Here is an 18,175-nt window from a genome sequence, read left to right as displayed (position 1 = left end):
GGCGGATGGCGGAAAGAAAAGGGTGGGAGGCTGGCACGGTGACCCGTGCCGTGGCTCGTTAGGGCTGCTTCCTTCCGGACCTGACCCGGTTGGCGAGTGGCTCGTCCACCACCAACCTCCCACCGTCCATATCGGCAATTCGCCGGCCGAATGCAAGGGGCGATCTGCCCGCCATTCACGATTCGCTTGCAGGCCGCGCTGCAGCCATCTAGCTTCACTGGAAAAACATGGAGAGGAAACGTCGTGATAGGTGCCGGGAAGGCCGCTTTCGAACTCGACCCGCGCCTGGAGCGCGACACTGTGCCCGTGCTGTGGCTCGGCCTGTGCGAACTGAGGCTGATGGACGACAGCCGCTGGCCGTGGCTGATCCTCGTCCCCCAGCGCCCCGGCATCACCGAGCTCCATGATCTCACCCCGCTCGACCAGACGATGCTGATCTTCGAGGCGAATACGGTGAGCCAGGCGCTGAAGCGCCTCACCTCCTGCCGCAAGATCAATGTCGGCGCGCTCGGCAATGTCGTCTCGCAGCTGCACTACCACGTCGTTGCCCGCGACGAGAACGATCCCAACTGGCCGGGCCCGGTGTGGGGCTACGGCCAGCGCGAGCCCTACCGGCGCGAGGACCTGCACCGGTTCATCGACACCATCCGCGCCGCGCTTTCCTGACACCGCAGAAAATTACGAACATGACCTTTGCTCCGCTCACCGGCCCCGAACGCGAGCCCAGCCAGTTCGTCGGCTTCGCCGGCAACCGCATCGACCGCCAGTCCGAAAACCGCAGCGAGGAATCCCTCTCCCAGGCACTCGCCGACCCGCGCGTGCGCATCATGCAGTCACGTGCCGGCCGCATTTACGTGAAGATCGGCGGCGCCGAGCCTGACGCCTATTTTAGCCGTGTCGAGGCAGAGGCGATGAATGCAAAGCTCGACAACGCCGTGCTGCTCGGCATGTCCGAGCTTGGGCCGGTCGTCGTCGCACCCGGCTCGGTCGAGCCCGACGATCTTCCCGAAAACATCAAGGCGATCGACCACCGCTCGATCTACACGCAGGGTCTGCTTTCGTCCGAAGCGACCGGCGAACTGGCGCAGGGCGCGGCGTTGCTCATCTGGCATCACACCCACAAGTTCTGCGGCCGCTGCGGCGGCAGGACGGAGATGCGGATCGGCGGCTACAAGCGCGTCTGCACCCAGTGCGAGACCGAGCATTTTCCGCGCACCGACCCGGTCGCGATCATGCTGGCGGTCAAGGGCGATCGCTGCGTGCTCGGCCGCAGCCCGCACTTTGCGCCCGGCATGTATTCCGCACTCGCCGGCTTCATCGAGCCGGGAGAGACCATCGAGAACGCGGTGCGCCGCGAGGTCCTCGAAGAGTCCGGCATCCGCCTCGGCCGCGTCGCTTACCATGCAAGTCAGCCCTGGCCCTTCCCGCATTCGCTGATGATCGGCTGCTACGGGGAGGCGCTCAACGACGACATCAGCTTCGACGGCAAGGAGCTGGAGGACTGCCGCTGGTTCGACCGGGCGGAGGTCAGAGAGATGCTCGCCGGCACGCATCCGCAGGAACTGCGCCTGCCGCCAAGCGCGGCGATCGCGCACCACCTCATCCGCTTCTGGGCAGAGGCAGAATAGCAGGTTTTCCCATCGACGCCGCGCTCCACGCCGCCCCCTCCACCATGCTTCGCATGGTCCCCCTCCTACCCCCCTCCCTTTCGTCATGGCCGGGCTTGACCCGGCCATCCATGCCGGAACGATGAAGGCGGAAAGGCCACGCCAACCACCAGCACTGCCGCGGATCCCCCCTGCGCGGAGCAGGAAAGCGGGCCCCGTCCGCGCTCCACGACGCCCCCTCCACCATGCTTCGCATGGTCCCCCTCCCCCACTTCGTAGGGGAGGATCCCGGAACCGCCGCGCGCGTTCTGTCCCGCCGCTGCGGCTTGAAGGTTCAGGCATGGATGGGCGGAACGCTGAAGGCGAGAAGGTGACGCCAAACCTAGGCGCTGCCGCGGATCCTCCCCTGCGAAGCGGGGGAGGTGACGCCGAAGGCGGCGGAGGGGGCTCATTAAGCGGAGACTTCGAAGGCAAAGGGGCGGCGTAGAAGCCAGACGCGACCAACATGAGGCGCCATCACAAGCGAGCTGCGGGAGAGATCGGGAGACAGACGCAGGCGGGCCCAACCGCAGCATCACTAGAGCCGGCAGCACAAGCGCCCTACGCTTTCTCCCCGTCGCTCTTCCGCATCGATTTCGGCGGCTGCATTTCGCTGGCAATGACGCCAAGCACGATCAGGGCCGCGCCCAGCAGGGCAAGGCCCGGCAGGCGCTCGCCGGCGATGCGGCCAAAAATGCCTGCCCAGACCGGCTCGCCCGCATAGATGACGGTCGCGCGGGTCGGCGAGACTTCCTTTTGCGCCCAGTTCATCGTGAACTGGATGATCGAGCTCGCAACGCCCATGCCGAGCGCGGCAATCAGCCAGATCCAGGAGAAGTCAGGCACGCTCTCGCCCGTGATNAGGTGAGCTTCAGCCGCTCGGGGTCGATGGTCGGCGCCCAGGTGACGATGCCATGGAAGGCGGAGGTGCGCAGGCGCCAGTATTTTGCCAGAGCTTCATCCTTCACGCCCCACAGCGAACGGTCGGGGCCGGCCTTGCCCTCAGGCGGCAGGCGGTCGAGCACCTCCTCGGCAAAGCCGCGGATGACGAGGTTGCCTTGCCAGTCGGTCATCCGGTCGATCCAGATGACGACGCCGCCGGTCGAAAGGCCGCCGAGGTGATTGTAGCGTTCCATGACGACGACGTCGGCACCGGTTCGGGCAGCCGCCAGAGCTGCCGCCGTGCCGGCCGGACCGCCGCCGACGACGAGCACGTCGCACTTGTGGTAGACCGGCACTTCCCGGGCGGGCTCGGCGACCGTGCCTTCACCATTGCGGCGCGGGAAGATGTAGCGGTGCGACTCAAAGATGTCCGAGGAAAGGAAACGGTCCTCGTTCTGGCGGATCTCCCGCACGACTGGCGTATCGTTCATGAATGTCTCCCTCCCGTCTGGCCCGCCTGGGCCGTCCTCGAGGGGGAACTTATTCAGGAACACTCCCCTGCGGAACGGGGAATTTCAGGCGCAGAGTTTTCGCGGAACGCGAAAGGCGGAGCAATGGGAGTAGGTGGGTAGGGGGCCAAGGGGACGGGGGCTTAGGGGGTTAGGGGATTAAGAGAAGGCGGAAGTGGTTCCGGCGAGTTGTCATCAACACAGCCACGCTAACCGGAACGCTCCACTTGGGTTCAAAGGTATTGGGCTTCCTGTTGTAGGCTGAGTTCCGTCACGCCCCCTCCACCATGCTTCGCATGGTCCCCCTCCCCCACTTCGTAGGGGAGGATCCTGCGGCGTGCCGGTGGATGCGCTGAGAACAATCGAAATGGTCGATGAAGAAGCGCAGCATCTCTGAGTGGGCTTGCGTTCGTGATTGGGCTCAACGTTTCTGAGGGCTGCGGCCTCGGATCCTCCCCCATTTATGGGGGAGGGGAACCGCCGAAGGCGGTGGAGGGGGCTGCTGGGTGCGGGCGTTTCCGGATGCTGGGCGACGGAAACCAGCGGGGGGGGGCTTTCCTCACGCGAGTGGCCATGCCCGGAAAAGCAAATGGGGCGCCGAGGCGCCCCGCGTATCCGTGAGAAGATGGTCTGTTTGGGAGTTGCTGACGGCGCCGGTCGGGCTATGTTTCCCCGCCGATTGGCGTTCAGTCCTTGAGGGTCAGGCGCACGATGCGGTCGCTGGCCTCGTCCTCGCCGCGCCCCTTGTTGACCACGAACACGTTGCCCTTGCCGTCCTCGTGCAGGTGGTTTGGCATCGGGCCGTTCTCGAGGTTGGCGACAATGTTGCCGTCGGTGTCGAGCACGGTGACGGTGCCGGCACCGCGGTTGGCGACGTAGGCGAGGCGCTTCACCGGCTCGAAGGCGACGTTGAGCGAACCAGCGCCGACGAGAACGTTCTTGATTGTTTCGCCCGAAGCGGCGTCAACGATCGCGACGCTGTCGCTGCCCTGGCCGGCAACGAAGATGCGGTTGGTCTCCGCGTCATAGGCAATGCCGATCGTGCCCTTCGCGCCCGCGACCGGGATGACCTTCTCGACCTTGCCTGCAGCAACGTCGATGATCGCAATTTCAGCGGTAGAAAGGCTGACGGCGAAAAGCTTGTTGTTCTTCGCGTCATATTCGAGGCTTGCGGGCGAGAACTCCTCGCCGCGCTTGCCGGACCTGATCTTGATCGGGTCGGCTGGTTCAAGGGTCTTGGCGTCGAAGACGATGACAACCGGCGTGCCGATGGTCGAGACGAACGCCTTGCCGCCGGCGACGACGATGTCACGCGAATGGGGCGTTGCGCCCGGCTCGAACTGCTTTACGAGCGAAAGATCGTCCTGCTTGTAGACGGCGACGGTGTCCTGGCGGGTGTTGCCGACCCAGACATTGCCGTTCTCGTCATCGACGGCCACGCCGTAGACTGCATAGACGCCACCCCCTCGCTCGCCTTGGGTCGGGGCCTCTCCCGGCGTCGCCCTGGCGACGATCTCAAGCGTGTTCGGGTCGACCTTCAGGAGCGCCGATTCCTTGACCGGCGGACGGCCGACGGCGGAAGTGACGAACAGGACGTCGTTCCTGGCGCTGTAGGCGGTCTGGTACAGGCCCGGGACCAGCTTAGCGCTCTGGCTGTCGAACTTTTCGGTGCCCGAAATCGCGATGTCCGGCGAGACCTTCAGTTCAACGATCGCGGCGTTGTAAGGAGCCTGGCTCGACAGGACCAGCGGGTGAGTGCCGACGGCGGCGTCGGCCGGCAGATCAAACGTCGCCTCGAACTTGCCCTCGCCGTCAGCCTTGAGCGGATCGACCAGCGGGACGATGCCGCGCGACAGGGTGATTTCCTGGCCCGGCTTGAACTTGTCGCCAACGATCTTCACCTTGCTCCCCGGCAGGATCGGCGCACCAGGACGAGCCGCCTGAGCGCGCACCTGCCCAGCATAGGCGGTGTCCGGGGCATCGAAGGCAACCTGCGCCAGCGCCGCGCTCATGCCGGCGGCGATGGTGCCAGCGAGGATGGCCGCGCGGGCCGCGATCCGGAAGCCGTTCAGCGAGCGATGCGTTGCGAAGTGTTTCATGGGCAAGTTCCCGAGCTGTTGAATCGGTGCGCGCTCAGGGGCGTTCCAAAGCGCGACGTCACGAATTGCTACGAAATATGAGCTAAAAGCTCAAATTAAATTTCCGCCGTCAGGCGCGCATGGTCGCGCCGCCGTCGACATAGATGTCGGCCATGGTGATGTGGCTGGCCCGGTCCGACAAAAGGAACAGGACCGCGTCGGCGATGTCGTCGGGCGTTGCCAGCTTGCCGAGCGGAATGCCCGCCTTGAAGGTCTCCAGCGAGCCGGCGATCACCTTCGCCGCGCCGTTTTCGTCAGCCCACATGCCGGTCTGCATCGGCGTCAGCGTCGAGCCCGGCGCGACGATGTTGCAGCGGATGCCGTGCGGCGCGAGTTCGATGCCGAGGCAGCGGGTGAACATCGTCGCGGCTGCCTTTGAGGCCGCATAGGCGGCCATGGCATGGCGCGGGATGCCCGCAGCATTGGACGAGACGGTGACCATCGCGCCCCTCTTGCGCGGCTGCATGACGCGGGCGAGTGCGCGGCAGACGTGGAAGACGCCGTCGGTGTTGACGGCAAAAACGTTGCGCCAGGTGGCGTCGTCGGTCTCGGTGACAAGGGTGGTGGACAGAATGCCGGCGACGTTTACGCCGTAGTCGACCGGCCCGAGCGTGCTCTCGACCTCGGCAATCACGGTATCGACCGCGGCACTGTCGCGCACGTCGAGCGCGCGGGTCTCGCAGCCGAGATCGGCGATGGCAGAGATGTCGAGGTCTGTCGCGACGACGCGGGCGCCTTCCTCAAGCAGCTGCCGGACCACAGCGCGCCCGATGCCGCCGGAAGCGCCGGTGACGAAGGCGAGCTTTCCCGCAATTCCCGATGGTTTCATCAGCGTCTCTCCGTTTCGAGCAGGTTCTTCAGCGCCGGGACGATCATCGCCGTCGCTTCTGGCGAAGTGAGTTGCGAGTGCTTGAACGGCACCTCGATCACGCGAAGCGCTGCCGCGTGTTCGTTCCACAATTCAGAGACGAGATTGGTGCCCTGATGATCGTTGCCGGCGCGGATGTGGGTGAGCACGCCGTCGAAGCGGCCGTGATAATGGCCGCGCACGAGGCGGTTGGTGTCGAGCACTGAGCGGACGACGCCGTCGAGGGCGGCTGCCGGTAGGTTGCCAATTGGGCTGTCGCCTTCGCGCAGGAAGGTAAGGATGTCCTCGCGCGTCTCGAGTTCCGGGTAGCCTTCCGGGTCGTAACCGGCGATGGCGAGCAGGGCGCGCAGCGCAGCCTTCTCGTCGGGCTCTGGCTCGGCGCGCCAGCACTCGGCCGGATAGGCGTCGAGGAGGGCAAGCAGGTCGACTTTGTCGCCAGCTTCGCGCAGCTTCGTCGCCATTGCATGGGCGATAATGCCACCCACCGACCAGCCGAGCAAGTTGTAAGGACCTTCAGCCTGAACCGCGCGGATCGCCTCCACATAAGAGGCTGCAAGCGCATCTAGACTTTCGGGAAGTGATTTTGCCGGGTCCAGCGCAGGCGACTGCAGGCCGTAGACCGGGCGGCCGATCGCGCGGGCAAGGCCGCGATAGCACCAGGATATGCCGCCAGCCGGATGGATGACGAACAGCGGTGTCTTGTCCGGGGTCTCGTTCGAGAGGCGGATCAGGTTGCCGAGGCCGTCGTCCGACTGCGCGTCGGCGTCGAGCAGAGCGGCGAGCGACGACAGCGTAGGATGCTCGAAGATTGCCCCGAGGCCCGGGTCGCGGCCAAAGGCTTCCTGGATGCGCAGCGTCAGGTTCACCGCAAGCAGCGAGTCGCCGCCCAGCGCGAAGAAGTCGGCATCGGCGCTGGCTGGCTCCGGCAGGCCGAGCACTTCCGCGAACAGCCTTGCCAGCAGCGTCTCGGTCGGGCCAGTGGCCTGACGCACGCCGGTGTCGGCGAAGCTCGGGGCGGGCAGGGCCGCGCGATTGAGCTTGCCGTTTGAAGTGACGGGAAGTTCGTCGAGCGTCACGAAGGCGGCCGGGATCATGTAATCCGGTACGGTCGCGGCGAGGTGGCGCTGCATCGCGTCTTCCGAGTAGGTCTCGGTGGGCACAATGTAGGCGACTATGCGCTTGTCGCCCGGGCGATCCTCGCGGGCGATGACGCCCGTCTGGCGGGCAAGGCCAGAGGACATGATCGCCGCTTCGATTTCGCCGAGCTCGATGCGCAGGCCGCGGATCTTCACCTGATGGTCGGAGCGGCCGAGGAAGACGACGGCACCGTCCTGGCGGAAGCGGGCGACGTCGCCGGTGCGGTAGATGCGCTCGCCGGGGCGGAACGGGTCGGGGAGGAAGCGGTCTTCGGTGAGATCCGGGCGGCCGAGGTAGCCGCGCGCGAGCTGCACGCCGCCGAGCCAGAGATCGCCGACCACATCGGCCGGGACCGGCTTCATGTTGGCGTCGAGCACGTAGAGGCGCGTGTTCCAGACAGGCAAGCCGATCGGCACCGGCATCGAGCGGTCGTCCTTCGAGGCCGGCCAGTAGCTGACGTCGACGGCTGCCTCGGTCGGCCCGTAGAGATTATGCAGCTCGCCGTCGATCGCCTTGTGGAAGCGGTCGCGATGGTCGGCAGTTAATTCCTCGCCGGAGCAGAACACTCGCGCCACCTTGAGCCCGGCAACGCCCGGCCAGGCGAGGAAGGCGGACAGCATTGACGGGACGAAGTGCAGCGTCGTGATCGCCTCGTCGCGGATGAGCTTTGCGATCGCCGCCGGGTCGCGGTGAGCGCCGGGCGCGGCGACGACGAGCGCTGCGCCGCACATCAGCGGCAGGAAGAACTCCCACACCGATACGTCGAAAGTTGCCGGCGTCTTCTGCAGGATGCGGTCGTGCGATCCAAAGCCGTAGTGGGTGCGCATCCACTCCAGCCGATTGACGATGGCGCGGTGTTCGATGACCACGCCCTTCGGCTCGCCGGTCGAGCCGGAAGTGTAGATGACATAGGCCATGTCGCCGGGAGCGGGCATGGCAAGGTCTGCACCGGAGGGGATCTTCGGCCAGTCGCACGTGAGCAGTACGGGGTCGCCCTCGAAGAGTTCAGACGTTTCCGCGGTGGCAAGCACACAGATCGGCTTTGCCGACTGCATGATGCGGGCGATGCGGTCGCGCGGATGCTCTGTGTCGAGCGGAAGGTAGGCCGCGCCCGCGCGCAGCGTCGCCACCAGCGCGATGACCAGCTCGAACGAGCGGGGGAGGGCCACGGCGACGATCTTGTCTGTCCCCGCACCCATTTCCTTGAGTTTTTCGGCAAGCGCTGCGGTGCGAGCATCGAGTTCGCGGTAGCTCATCGTCTCGCCCTCGAAGCGCAGGGCCGGCGCGTCGGGCGCCCACCGCATGCCCTCCACGATAAGCTGCGTCAGGGTGACGTCGCGCACCGGGTGTTCGGTGGTGTTGAGGTCGAACAGGAAGCGCTGCGCCTCTGCAGCGGAAGCGGTGGCGACTTCAGACAGTGTCGCCGCATCCAGCGCATGCAGAAGAAACTCTTCCAGCCGCTCGCCATGGGCGCGGGTCGCCTCTTCCGAATAGAGGTTCGGATTGGTGTCGGTTTCGAACAGCAACTCGTGGTTGGCGTCGCCGCGGAAGGTGAAGGTGATGTCGTCGACAGCACCGGCACCAAGAATGTGTAGGGTGACATCGAGGCCGGCCATCTTGGGCGCAACGTCGAAAGGCTGGACGTTGACCATGGCGCCGAACAGGCGGCGCGCGCCGCCGATGAGGCCGAAGTCGCGGCGCATCTGCTCGGAGCGGTAGCGGCCGTGGCGGCGGGCCTTGATGAGGTCCTTGGCAACCGCTCCTAGGAATTCCGGCATTGGCTGCCTGTCATCGATCTTCACGCGCAGCGGCAGCACGTTCATAAGCGTGCAGGGCACGCGGGCGGCCTTGCTGCCGAGGCGGCCCATGTGCGGCACGCCGACCACCACCTCGCTGGTGCCGGTAAAACGCTGGCAGTAGGCGGATACGAGCGCGGTGAGCACGTCCGGCCAGGTGACCTTGGCGGTCTGCGCCACTGCGCGCAGCTTGTCGAGGATCGGCCCGCGCAGGAAGCGGGAATGGCGGCGGAAAGAGTGACCGGAGACCGGGCGGCCTGCCGACATCGAGCCAGGCTCCGGCAGGTTGGCCAGGTAGTCGTGCCAGTAGGCACGGTCGGCCGCGCGGCGCTCGGAGGAAAGATACTCGGCGTTCTCGCTGACCGCCTGCTCAAAGGGCGGGAAGGCCGGCGCCGGATTGGTGCCGTTAATCGCGGCCGAATAGAGTTCGGCGACGCGGTTGGTGATCAGCACCCAGCCATAGCCGTCGATGGCAAGGTGATGAACGCGCTCGTACCAGAAGTAGCGCTCGTCGCTCAGCCGAAACAGGGTGAAGGCGGCAACCGGATCCCGCGTCAGGTCGAGTGGCGTGTCGGTGTCGCGGCGCATCGCGGCAATCGCAGCGGCTTCCGGAGTTGCCTCGCTGCGCAGGTCGGCGTAGCCGAGGGTCGGGCGCATGGCCGGGTCGAGATACTGGACCGGGCCGCCTGCCTCTTCAGCAAAGCGCAGCGTCAGCGCCTCGGTCTCCTCGACCATACGGTCGAAGGCCGCGCGGAAGACGTCGACGTCGAGCGGGCCGACGATCTCCAGAAACTGGCCGGTGTTGAGGATCGGATTTTCCGGCTCCATCTTCTGGAAGTACCAGAGGCCGGACTGTGCTTCTGTCAGAGGAAACCGCGTCATATCAGTGCCCTGGATGGCGGGCCGCCGGGTGCGGCCGTCCGGAGCAGCCAGTTCGCGATCGCGGAGTGCTCCGGAGATGTTCTTGCGCAAGTCGGAGTGCGGGACCGCCGGCGCGGTTCCGCGAAGGTGAGTTATTTCGAAGCCTGGCGCTTCTGCACCGCGTCCCACCAAGCGCCCAGCGTGAAGTGCTCGGCGAATTCGCCGAATTCGAGATCGACGCCGGCTTCCTGCCACATCAGGATCAGGTTCATCAGCCGCATCGAATCGAGGCCGAGATCCATCAGATTGTCCTCAAGGCCGATCGCTTCGGGTTCCTCGCCGATCATCTCGGCGATGTCTGCACGCATCTTTTCGAGCGTCACTGCCATGGAAGGCTCCTATCAGTCGAGCGCGGCGATGAGCTGCGCCGTTGTCATCGGGACGCCGCAACGGCCGGCAACCCAGTCGAGAGCAAGGTCATGCTTCTCGCGCGAAAAATCCGCCAGGGCGTCGGCGGCAAAGAACGGCTCGATGTCGAGCTGGAACGCCTCTGCCGCCGTCATCATGCAGCCGATATGGGCGTAGATGCCGGTGACGATCAGCTGGTCCCGCTTGCGTGCGCGCATCAGCGTCTCGAGGTTCGAGCGCTGGAAGGCGCTGTAGCGGTGCTTGATCAACACGAAGTCCGTCGGCTCGGGCGTGAGCTCGTCGATGATCGACTGGTGCTCCGGCCTGTCAGACATGCCGGGACCCCAGAGGTCGGCCTGAAGCCCACGGTCGCGGCGGTCCTGGTTGCCGTTCTGGGCGGTGTAGAACACCGGAATGCCCTTCGAGCGGCAGTGCGTGGCAAGGCGGGCAATGTTCGCCGCTGCCGGCGCAATGGGCGATGATCCGCGCTCGAAGGCGCCGACGAAGTAGTTCTGCATGTCGTGGATCAGCAGCGCGGCACGCTCCGTCTCCACCTTCCACGGCGCGCGTGCGGCCGGAATTTCATCCGCGCGCGGCAGCTCATAGCTGGCGATCTTGGGCAGTCCGGCCATGTCTCAGCCCTGCTTCTTTTCGAGGAAATCGGCGCGCAGCTTGGCGCGCAGCTCCTTGCGGCTGATCTTGCCGACCGCCGTCGTCTGGAATTCCGAGACGAAGACGATCTGGTCCGGCACCTTGAAGTCGGCGACCTTGCGAGCGCGCATGAAGGCCTTCAGCTCCGACGCCTTGGGCTGTTCGCCCTGCGGGATCACGAAGGCGCAGCTCTTCTCGCCAAGGAACGGATCGGGCAGCGACACCACCGCCGCGTCGAAGACGTTCGGGTGGGCGAGCAGGTGATCCTCGATCTCCTCCGCCGAGATCTTCTCGCCGGCGCGGTTGATGTGGTCGGTCGCGCGGCCCTGGACGATGAGGTAACCCTCGGGCGTGCGCTTCACCACGTCGCCGGTGCGGTAGAAGCCATCCTCGGTGAAGGAGCGGGCATTGGCGCCGGGGTCGTTGTGGTAGGCGCGGATCGTGTAAGGCCCGCGCGCGAGCAGGTTGCCCGGCTCGCCTTCCGGCACCGGATTGCCCTGATCGTCGACGATCAGCACTTCGTCATCCGAGCTGATCGGACGGCCCTGCGTTTCGACGATGATTTCGTACGGATCATCGAGGCGGGTGTAGTTGACGAGGCCCTCGGCCATGCCGAACACCTGCTGCAGCTTGCAGCCGAGCGTGTCGCGCACACGGCGCGCCGCCTCGGGCATGAACTTGGCGCCGCCAACCTGCAGCACCTGCAGGCTGGAGAGGTCGTGGCTCGTCTTCGGCGCGGCCTGCATCCAGAGAAGCGCCAGCGGCGGAACGAGTCCGGTGATCGTCACCTTCTCGCGCTCGATCAGCGCAAATGCCGTCTCCGGGCTCGGCGACGGGCACATGACGACGCGCGAGCCGGCATAGAGAGCGCCGAACACGCCGGGCGACGACATCGGGAAATTATGCGCCACCGGCAGCGCCGCCATGTAGACGCTGTTTTCGTCAAGGCCGCAGATCTCGGCGCTGGCACGGAACGAGTAGATGTAGTCGTCGTGCGTGCGCGGGATGAGCTTCGACAGGCCCGTGCTGCCGCCGGAGATCTGCAGGAACGCCACCGACGACGGCGACGGGTCGGCCGGGAGCAGCGAACGGTCTGCCTCGAAACTGTCGAGCGGGATGAACTCCTCGGCGTTGCCGACCACGACGACGTGCTTCACCGCAGGAACCGCGGCGACCACCTCGCGGGCGAGCGCGCGGTAGTCGAAATTGTCATAGCGCTCGGCGATGACATAGGCGGCAGCTTCTGACTTCTGCGCGAAGTGGACGATCTCGGTCAGGCGATGCGCCGGCAGGGCGTAGACCGGGATGAGGCCGGCAACGAACAGGCCGCAAACTACGGAAAGGAATTCCGGAATGTTGCCGAGCTGGACGACGACGCGATCGCCGCGCTTGAGGCCGAGGGCAAGGAAGCCGGCGGCATTCACTTCCGCGCGCGCGAACAGCTCCCCATAGGTCCAGCTGGTGCCGTCGCCACCGGTGACGGCGACGCGGTCAGGGAACTGCTGAGCGCGCTCGCGCAGGAAACCGGGGAAGGTTTCGCCCCGCCAGTAGCCGCGCTCGCGATAGCGCTGCGCGAATTCCTCAGGCCAAATCTGCTGCAGCGGAATCATGCTGCGATCTCCCTCAGCGGACGTCCGCTCTCGTCGATGCCCAGCGCCGTCAGCATGGCGAGGAACTTGGCGGAAGTCTCATCAATCTCCGCTTCCGGCTCGGAGCCGGGAACGATGCCGGCACCCGAATACAGGCGCACGTTGCAGCCGTCCACCTCGGCGCAACGTAGCGCGACGTACCATTCGCCGTCGCCCTTGCGATCCACCCAGCCGACAGCACCGGCATAGAAGCCGCGATCGTACTCCTCGAGTTCAGTGATTGCCTTCGCCGAGGCAAGGCGCGGCATGCCGCAGACGGCCGGGGTCGGGTGCAGCACGGCGGCGAGCTCGGCCGCGCTGATCTCCTCGTCCTTGAGGGTCGCAGTGATGCGGGTGCCGAGGTGCCACATCGTGGCGGTGGTGCGCAGCGTCGTGCCGTCCGGGATCGCGATGTCGGTGCAGTAGGGCGAAAGCAGGTCGGTGATCGCCTCGATCACCTCACGGTGTTCGCGGCGATTCTTGTCTGAACTTTCCAACCACTTTGCCGACTCGCGGTCGCGCACCGGATCGGCATAGCGACGGGCCGATCCCGCGAGCGGATGCGAGACGACCTGACGGCCCTTGCGTGAGACGAGCAGTTCCGGCGTGGCACCGACCAGCGCGGCGGAACCTCCCGGCAGCGGCGTTTGGAAGGCGTTGATCGAGCGGTCCTGCGCGAGGTGCTGCATCAGCGCGTCGAGGTCGACCGGCTGTGGGGCGCGGACGGCAAGGCTGCGCGAAAGCACGACCTTGCGCAGCGGCTCGGCCAAGGCCTTCGAGGTCTCCATCATCTCCAGCGCGCGGCTGACGGCACGGCCATAATTTTCAGCCGGAGGCTCGGCCGAGACGGCCCACTGCTGTGAGCAGACGTCGCCGGCGCGGGCCGCGCGGGGCGGAAGGGTGGCGCCATGCGCGATCGTCTCGGGCTGGTAGAGATAGTCGTGGSGGGCGSGGTCGAACGGCATGGCGCCGACGAGACGGTCGGCGCCGGCCTGCGTCGAGGCGAAGAAGGAAGCGACGCGCGCCCCAAGCGTGGTGGCATCGCCGCGTTCAAGCTCGCTGCGGATGCCCGCGGCGGTGAAGCTGTCGGAGGGTGTGAGCAGACGGAACACATCCCGCGCCTTGCGATCAAAGTCAGAAGTCATCATGCCTCGCGTTTCCTGACGGTCCGAGCAATCCCCCGGTCCGGACCGACCACGTTACGCAGAACGTTCCCTGTCTCCTCCTCGGATAGGTACGTTCGTCCCGCCGTTCACAGCGCGCCATGCGCTACTGGCGCGAGCAATATAAACGAGACTCAAAAAGTCAACTTACAATCTCGCAATGTCGAGCATGTTGGGGTAGGTCACTGCTGAGATTAGATCGCAGGTTCGGGTCGCCCATGAAGACAGATAGCTACGACAGGGTGTCAATCTGGCTGCACTGGCTGGTGGCCCTTGCAGTCCTCATCCAGTTCACCACCGGCTGGGTATGGGGCAATTTCGAGCGCGGCAGCGACCCGCGCATGGTGCTGTTCCGGATTCACATCATCGTCGGCACGATCGTGCTGGTTCTTGCGCTGATCCGTGTCGTCTGGCGCCTGACGCACGTGGCGCCGCCGCTGCCGCGCAGCATGTCGCGGGCAATGGTGATCGCGTCGAAGGTCGTGCACGGCCTCCTCTACCTGGCGATCCTCATCCAGCCGGCGCTGGGGCTCCTCACCATCACCGCCTTCGGGAAGAGCCTTGGCCGCTGGCCGCACGGGCTGCACATGGCGCTGGTCAACGTGATCGCGGCGATCATCGTGCTGCATGTTGCGGCAGCGGTCTGGCACCAATTCATTCGCCGCGACGGACTGATCCGGCGCATGATCCCGGCGCGCACATAAGGAATGAAAGTGATGTCCATCTTCTCCCTCAGTCGCAGCATCGGTGCCGTTGCGCTGATGATCGCGGGGCTTTTTGCGGCCCCGGCCTTCGCGGAGATTGCTGTCAACGATGTTGCTGGTCGCGAGGTGCGGCTTGAAGAGCGTGCCAAACGCATCCTGATCGATGACGGCCGCTACCTGATCGCGCTGTCGCTGATCCATCCTGATCCGGTGAGCGTCTTGTCTGCATGGCCGAAGGACATCCACCGCATCGGCCCGGACACCTACAAGCGCTATGTCGAGAAGTTCCCAGCGATCGAGAATCTGAAACAGACGTCGAGCTCGGCCGGCAATTTCTCGGTCGAGCAGGTGCTCGCCGCAGAGCCCGATCTCGCTATCTTCTCGCTGCAGTCGCAGCCTTCGGAGGTCGAGATCGACCAGATCGAGCGGGCCGGCATTCCGGTCGCGATCATCGACTTCTTCAACCACCCGCTCGAGAATTCGGAGAATAGCTTCCGGCTGCTCGGCGCCGTGACCGGCCGCGAGGAGCAGGCCGAGGCCTTCATCAAGCTGCGCAGCGATCGGATCGAAATGATCAAGGAAAGGTTGGCGGCTGACAGCGCCGCGCGCCCGAAAGTGATGCTGGAGCCGCATGCCGCTCGCACCGAAGAGTGCTGCGCCTCTCCGGGCAAGGGCAATATCGGCGACTACATCGCGCTCGCGGGCGGCGAAAATATCGGCGCCGACGTGATCCAGGGCATTACCGGCGTTCTCAACCTCGAATATGTCATTGAATCGGACCCCGACGTCTATATCGCGACGGGCGGGCCGCACATGGAAGGCACGCAGGGCCTGCTGATCGGACCCGGCTATGACGAGGCGACCGTACGCTCGACGCTGGAGCGCGTCGTGGCGCGTCCGGGCATTTCAGGCCTGAAGGCGGTGCGGGAAGGCCGGGCTTACGGCCTCGCGCACCAGCTGCTCAACTCGCCGCTCGACATCCTGACGATCGAGACGCTGGCGTCCTGGATCCGTCCCGACCTCTTTTCCGATATCAAGCCGGAAGAGACGATGAAGCTCCTCAACGAGCAGTTCCTCGCGGTGCCACTCGTGGACATCAACTGGATTGCGCTGAAGCCGTAAGGCTCAGTCGTCCACGTGGTCGTGACCGCCGACGCGGTCCGGTCGCCAATAGCCTTCGGAAGAGACCTGTTCGCGGGACATACCGCGGGCAATCAGTGCGTGGCGCTGGCGGCGCACATTGCTGGTCTCGCCGATGATGAGCGCACGGCCGTTACCTGCTGGCAGCTCGAACGCTTCAACCGACTTGAACATCAGGTCGCTCGGGCCAGCAGCGGCACCGTTGCGGTGCAACCAGCGGATCTCGGCATTCGCCTTTGTCTCGATGGCTATCTCGCCCTCCGGACCGGATGTCTCGAGGAAGACGAAGGCGCGCGCGCCCTCGGGCATCGTCTCGAGAATGTGCGCGAAGGCCGGGATGCAGGTCTCGTCGCCGGTCATCAGGTGCCAGTCGGCGGCCGGGTCGAACGTCGTCTTGCCGCGAGGGCCTCTCGCGACGATCGCGTCGCCGGGCTGTGCCAACCGCGCCCAGTTCGTCGCGGGCGACGAGCCGTGCTTGAAGAAATCAACGTCAAATGTGCCGGCGCTGCGGTGGAACGAGCGGATCGTGTAGTGGCGCCGGCCCGTCTCGCCGTTCGGCAGCGTCAGGAAGAAGACGATGGCCTGGCCGGGCTGGTAGCTGAACTCCGTGATGTCGTCGCAGGTGAAGGTCACCCGGCGCATGTTGGGCTCGACGTCGCGGCCGGCGACGACGCGAAGGGTCCAGTCGCGTAGGTTGGCCTTGCCACCGCGGGCGGGCTCGGTGCTGTTCATGGACATTCCTTTCAGGATCAGATGCCGCGGTCGCAGACGATGCCGTCGACCATGACCTGGACGAAGCCGCGGCTGCAGTGTTCGACGCGGGCCTGGACGCCATAGACGCTGGCAAGCGTGTCCGGCGTGATCGCGATCTTCGGCTCGGCGTCGGCTGCAAGCCCGCGCGGCGACAGGACGAGGATGCGCTCGCACCAGCGGGCGGCCAGGGCGATGTCGTGCAGGACGACGATGGTGATGGTGCCGCGCTCGCGGCCAAGCTCCTGCACCGCGCTCATCACACGGTGCTGGTGGGCAAGGTCGAGCGCGCTCGTCGGCTCATCGAGGAGCAGCACGGAGGGACGGCGGGCGATTGCCTGCGCGAGGCTGGCAAGCTGGCGCTGGCCGCCGGACAATTCATCGAGGCCGCGCATGGCGAGATCGGCGATGCCAAGGCGTTCCAGCGTCGCCATGGCGATGTGGCGGGCGTCTGCCGGCGAGGAGCTGCCGTGCGAGGTGCGCAGCGCGCTTAGCATTGCCTCGTAGACAGTCAGCGCGACGCGCTGCGGCAGTGACTGCGGCATGTAGCCGACATGCCTGGAATATTCAGGTAGCGGCAGGCGCAGGAGATCGAGGTCGCCGAGGTGGATGGCGCCGGTCGCGCGCTGCAGGCCGGCAAGGCCGCGCAGCAGTGTCGACTTGCCGGCCGCGTTCGGGCCAACGAGTGCGGTCAGCGTGCCTGGCTCGAACGGCGCGAGCGTGAGATCGTCGATGACTTTCCGTTTGGCATAGCCAACGGAGAGGTTCGAGACCTTGAGAAGCTGCGTCGTCTGGGTCACGTGCGCTCCCTCCGGAAGAAGATGAGCGCAACGAAGAAGGGCACGCCGATCAGCGCGGTGACGATGCCGACGGGCAGAATCGCGCCCGGCACGATGGACTTGGCGACCACCGACGACAGTGACATGACGAGCGCGCCAGAGAGCATTGCCGTCGGCAGGAAGAAGCGATGGTCCTCGCCGACGAGCAGGCGGGCGATGTGCGGACCAACGAGGCCGATGAAGCCGATGGTGCCGACGAAGGCGACAGAGACGCCGGCGAAGATGGCAACGCGCAGCAGCGCCATGAAGCGCAGGCGCGGCACGTTGATGCCGAAGCTGCGGGCGCGATCCTCGCCGAGGCGTAGCGCCGTCATCGGCCAGGAGGCGCTTAGCGAGAACGGGCCGACGAGGACGATGATCAGCGCAAGGATCGCGATCTTGTCCCATGAGGCCCGCGACAGGCTGCCCATGCTCCAGAAAACAAGCTGCTGCAGCGCTTCCTGCGAGGCGATGAACTGGATGACGGCAACCAGCGCGTTGAAGGTGAACACCATCGCGATGCCGAACAGGACCAGTGTTTCGGGGCTGGTGCCGCGCAGCCGCGACAATGCCTGCAGGAGGAGCACCGAGCCGAAGGCGAAGATGAAGGCATTGGCCGAGATCAGCCAGGTGATGTCGATGCCCGGCCAGCCGATCCCGAGAACGATGGCGAGCGCCGCACCCAGCGAGGCCGCCGAGGAAACGCCCAGCGTAAAGGGGCTGGCAAGCGGGTTGTTGAGGATGGTCTGCATCTCGGCGCCGGCAAGCGAGAGGGCCGCGCCGACAAGCAATGCCATCACCGCCTGCGGCAGGCGCACATCCCAAACGATGATCTGCCTGGGGCCGGAGAGTTCGGAAGGAAAGAGAACGCCGCGCACGGCTTCCATGGCCGTCAGGCTCGAAGGGCCAATCGCAATGTCGGCGAGAAACGCGAGCACCGCCCCGATCGCGAGCACGGCCATGATGGCAATGCGTCGGCGTACCAGCCGGTCATACTCCGCAAGATGCGGAAACTGTGCACTTCTGTCTGCCACGCGGGTTTCCCGATTGCCGGCCTTCAGCGCCGTCGCGCCCCT

The 18,175-nt window shown here is 65.8% G+C and carries 16 protein-coding genes and 1 other RNA gene; 4 read left to right on the top strand and 13 right to left on the bottom strand.

Annotation, left to right across the window (positions count from 1 at the left end; all coding sequences use genetic code 11):
* Positions 1–22: 22 nt before the first annotated feature.
* An RNA gene (gene ffs, locus L610_RS01385) (signal recognition particle sRNA small type) lies at positions 23–120 on the bottom strand.
* 123 nt (positions 121–243) lie between these two features.
* On the opposite strand from ffs, the gene L610_RS01380 reads away from it, so the two are divergent.
* Entirely contained in the window at positions 244–666 is a 423-nt protein-coding gene (locus L610_RS01380) for an HIT domain-containing protein (protein ID WP_024849209.1), read from the top strand.
* A gap of 20 nt (positions 667–686) precedes the next feature.
* Positions 687–1,628 (top strand): NAD(+) diphosphatase, encoded by a 942-nt coding sequence (gene nudC / locus L610_RS01375; protein WP_024849208.1) that lies wholly within the window; start codon positions 687–689, stop codon positions 1,626–1,628.
* A gap of 579 nt (positions 1,629–2,207) precedes the next feature.
* Here nudC and L610_RS01370 read toward each other — a convergent pair.
* From L610_RS01370 to L610_RS01330, 9 genes are all read right to left on the bottom strand, one after another.
* Entirely contained in the window at positions 2,208–2,492 is a 285-nt protein-coding gene (locus tag L610_RS01370) for an EamA family transporter (protein WP_371712928.1), read from the bottom strand.
* Positions 2,465–3,019 (bottom strand): FAD-dependent oxidoreductase, encoded by a 555-nt coding sequence (locus L610_RS01365; RefSeq protein WP_246658886.1) that lies wholly within the window; start codon positions 3,017–3,019, stop codon positions 2,465–2,467. The genes L610_RS01370 and L610_RS01365 overlap by 28 nt, the downstream gene beginning before the upstream one ends.
* A 704-nt stretch (positions 3,020–3,723) precedes the next feature.
* Complete coding sequence (locus tag L610_RS01360; RefSeq protein ID WP_144701810.1) at positions 3,724–5,136, bottom strand: YncE family protein; 1,413 nt, start codon at positions 5,134–5,136, stop codon at positions 3,724–3,726.
* Between the two features lie 109 nt (positions 5,137–5,245).
* Positions 5,246–6,004: a 2,3-dihydro-2,3-dihydroxybenzoate dehydrogenase gene (locus tag L610_RS01355; RefSeq protein WP_024847263.1), complete on the bottom strand. Its 759-nt coding sequence runs from the start codon at positions 6,002–6,004 to the stop codon at positions 5,246–5,248.
* On the bottom strand, positions 6,004–9,858 hold the full coding sequence (locus L610_RS01350) for a non-ribosomal peptide synthetase (protein ID WP_034329489.1): 3,855 nt from the start codon (positions 9,856–9,858) through the stop codon (positions 6,004–6,006). Before L610_RS01350 ends, L610_RS01355 begins: the two co-directional genes overlap by 1 nt.
* 131 nt (positions 9,859–9,989) lie before the next feature.
* Positions 9,990–10,226 carry a phosphopantetheine-binding protein gene (locus tag L610_RS01345; protein ID WP_144701807.1) on the bottom strand — a complete coding sequence of 79 codons (237 nt, stop codon included), beginning with the start codon at positions 10,224–10,226 and terminating at the stop codon, positions 9,990–9,992.
* Positions 10,227–10,238: 12 nt separating this feature from the next.
* The gene (locus tag L610_RS01340; protein ID WP_144701804.1) at positions 10,239–10,877 is read right to left on the bottom strand and encodes an isochorismatase family protein; all 639 of its coding nucleotides are present in this window, start codon (positions 10,875–10,877) and stop codon (positions 10,239–10,241) included.
* 3 nt (positions 10,878–10,880) lie between these two features.
* The gene (locus tag L610_RS01335; protein ID WP_144701801.1) at positions 10,881–12,506 is read right to left on the bottom strand and encodes a (2,3-dihydroxybenzoyl)adenylate synthase; all 1,626 of its coding nucleotides are present in this window, start codon (positions 12,504–12,506) and stop codon (positions 10,881–10,883) included.
* Positions 12,503–13,672: an isochorismate synthase MenF gene (locus L610_RS01330; protein WP_144701798.1), complete on the bottom strand. Its 1,170-nt coding sequence runs from the start codon at positions 13,670–13,672 to the stop codon at positions 12,503–12,505. The genes L610_RS01335 and L610_RS01330 overlap by 4 nt, the downstream gene beginning before the upstream one ends.
* A 233-nt stretch (positions 13,673–13,905) precedes the next feature.
* Between L610_RS01330 and L610_RS01325 the strand changes: the two genes are divergently transcribed.
* Complete coding sequence (locus L610_RS01325; RefSeq protein ID WP_144701795.1) at positions 13,906–14,391, top strand: cytochrome b; 486 nt, start codon at positions 13,906–13,908, stop codon at positions 14,389–14,391.
* Positions 14,392–14,403: 12 nt separating this feature from the next.
* Entirely contained in the window at positions 14,404–15,513 is a 1,110-nt protein-coding gene (locus L610_RS01320) for an ABC transporter substrate-binding protein (protein WP_144701792.1), read from the top strand.
* Between the two features lie 3 nt (positions 15,514–15,516).
* On the opposite strand, the gene L610_RS01315 is transcribed toward L610_RS01320, so the two are convergent.
* The 3 genes from L610_RS01315 to L610_RS01305 are packed head-to-tail and all read right to left on the bottom strand — an operon-like array spanning position 15,517 to position 18,133.
* Positions 15,517–16,263 (bottom strand): siderophore-interacting protein, encoded by a 747-nt coding sequence (locus L610_RS01315; protein WP_246658885.1) that lies wholly within the window; start codon positions 16,261–16,263, stop codon positions 15,517–15,519.
* A 17-nt stretch (positions 16,264–16,280) separates the two neighbouring features.
* Positions 16,281–17,081: an ABC transporter ATP-binding protein gene (locus L610_RS01310; RefSeq protein ID WP_144701785.1), complete on the bottom strand. Its 801-nt coding sequence runs from the start codon at positions 17,079–17,081 to the stop codon at positions 16,281–16,283.
* Entirely contained in the window at positions 17,078–18,133 is a 1,056-nt protein-coding gene (locus tag L610_RS01305; RefSeq protein WP_246658884.1) for an iron ABC transporter permease, read from the bottom strand. The genes L610_RS01310 and L610_RS01305 overlap by 4 nt, the downstream gene beginning before the upstream one ends.
* Positions 18,134–18,175: the final 42 nt, after the last annotated feature.

It is taken from the genome of Aminobacter sp. J44 (assembly GCF_007829415.1).
GTDB lineage: Bacteria > Pseudomonadota > Alphaproteobacteria > Rhizobiales > Rhizobiaceae > Aerobium.
The sequence above is the reverse complement of the archived record's forward strand: the minus strand, read 5'-3'. Positions and strand labels throughout refer to the sequence as shown.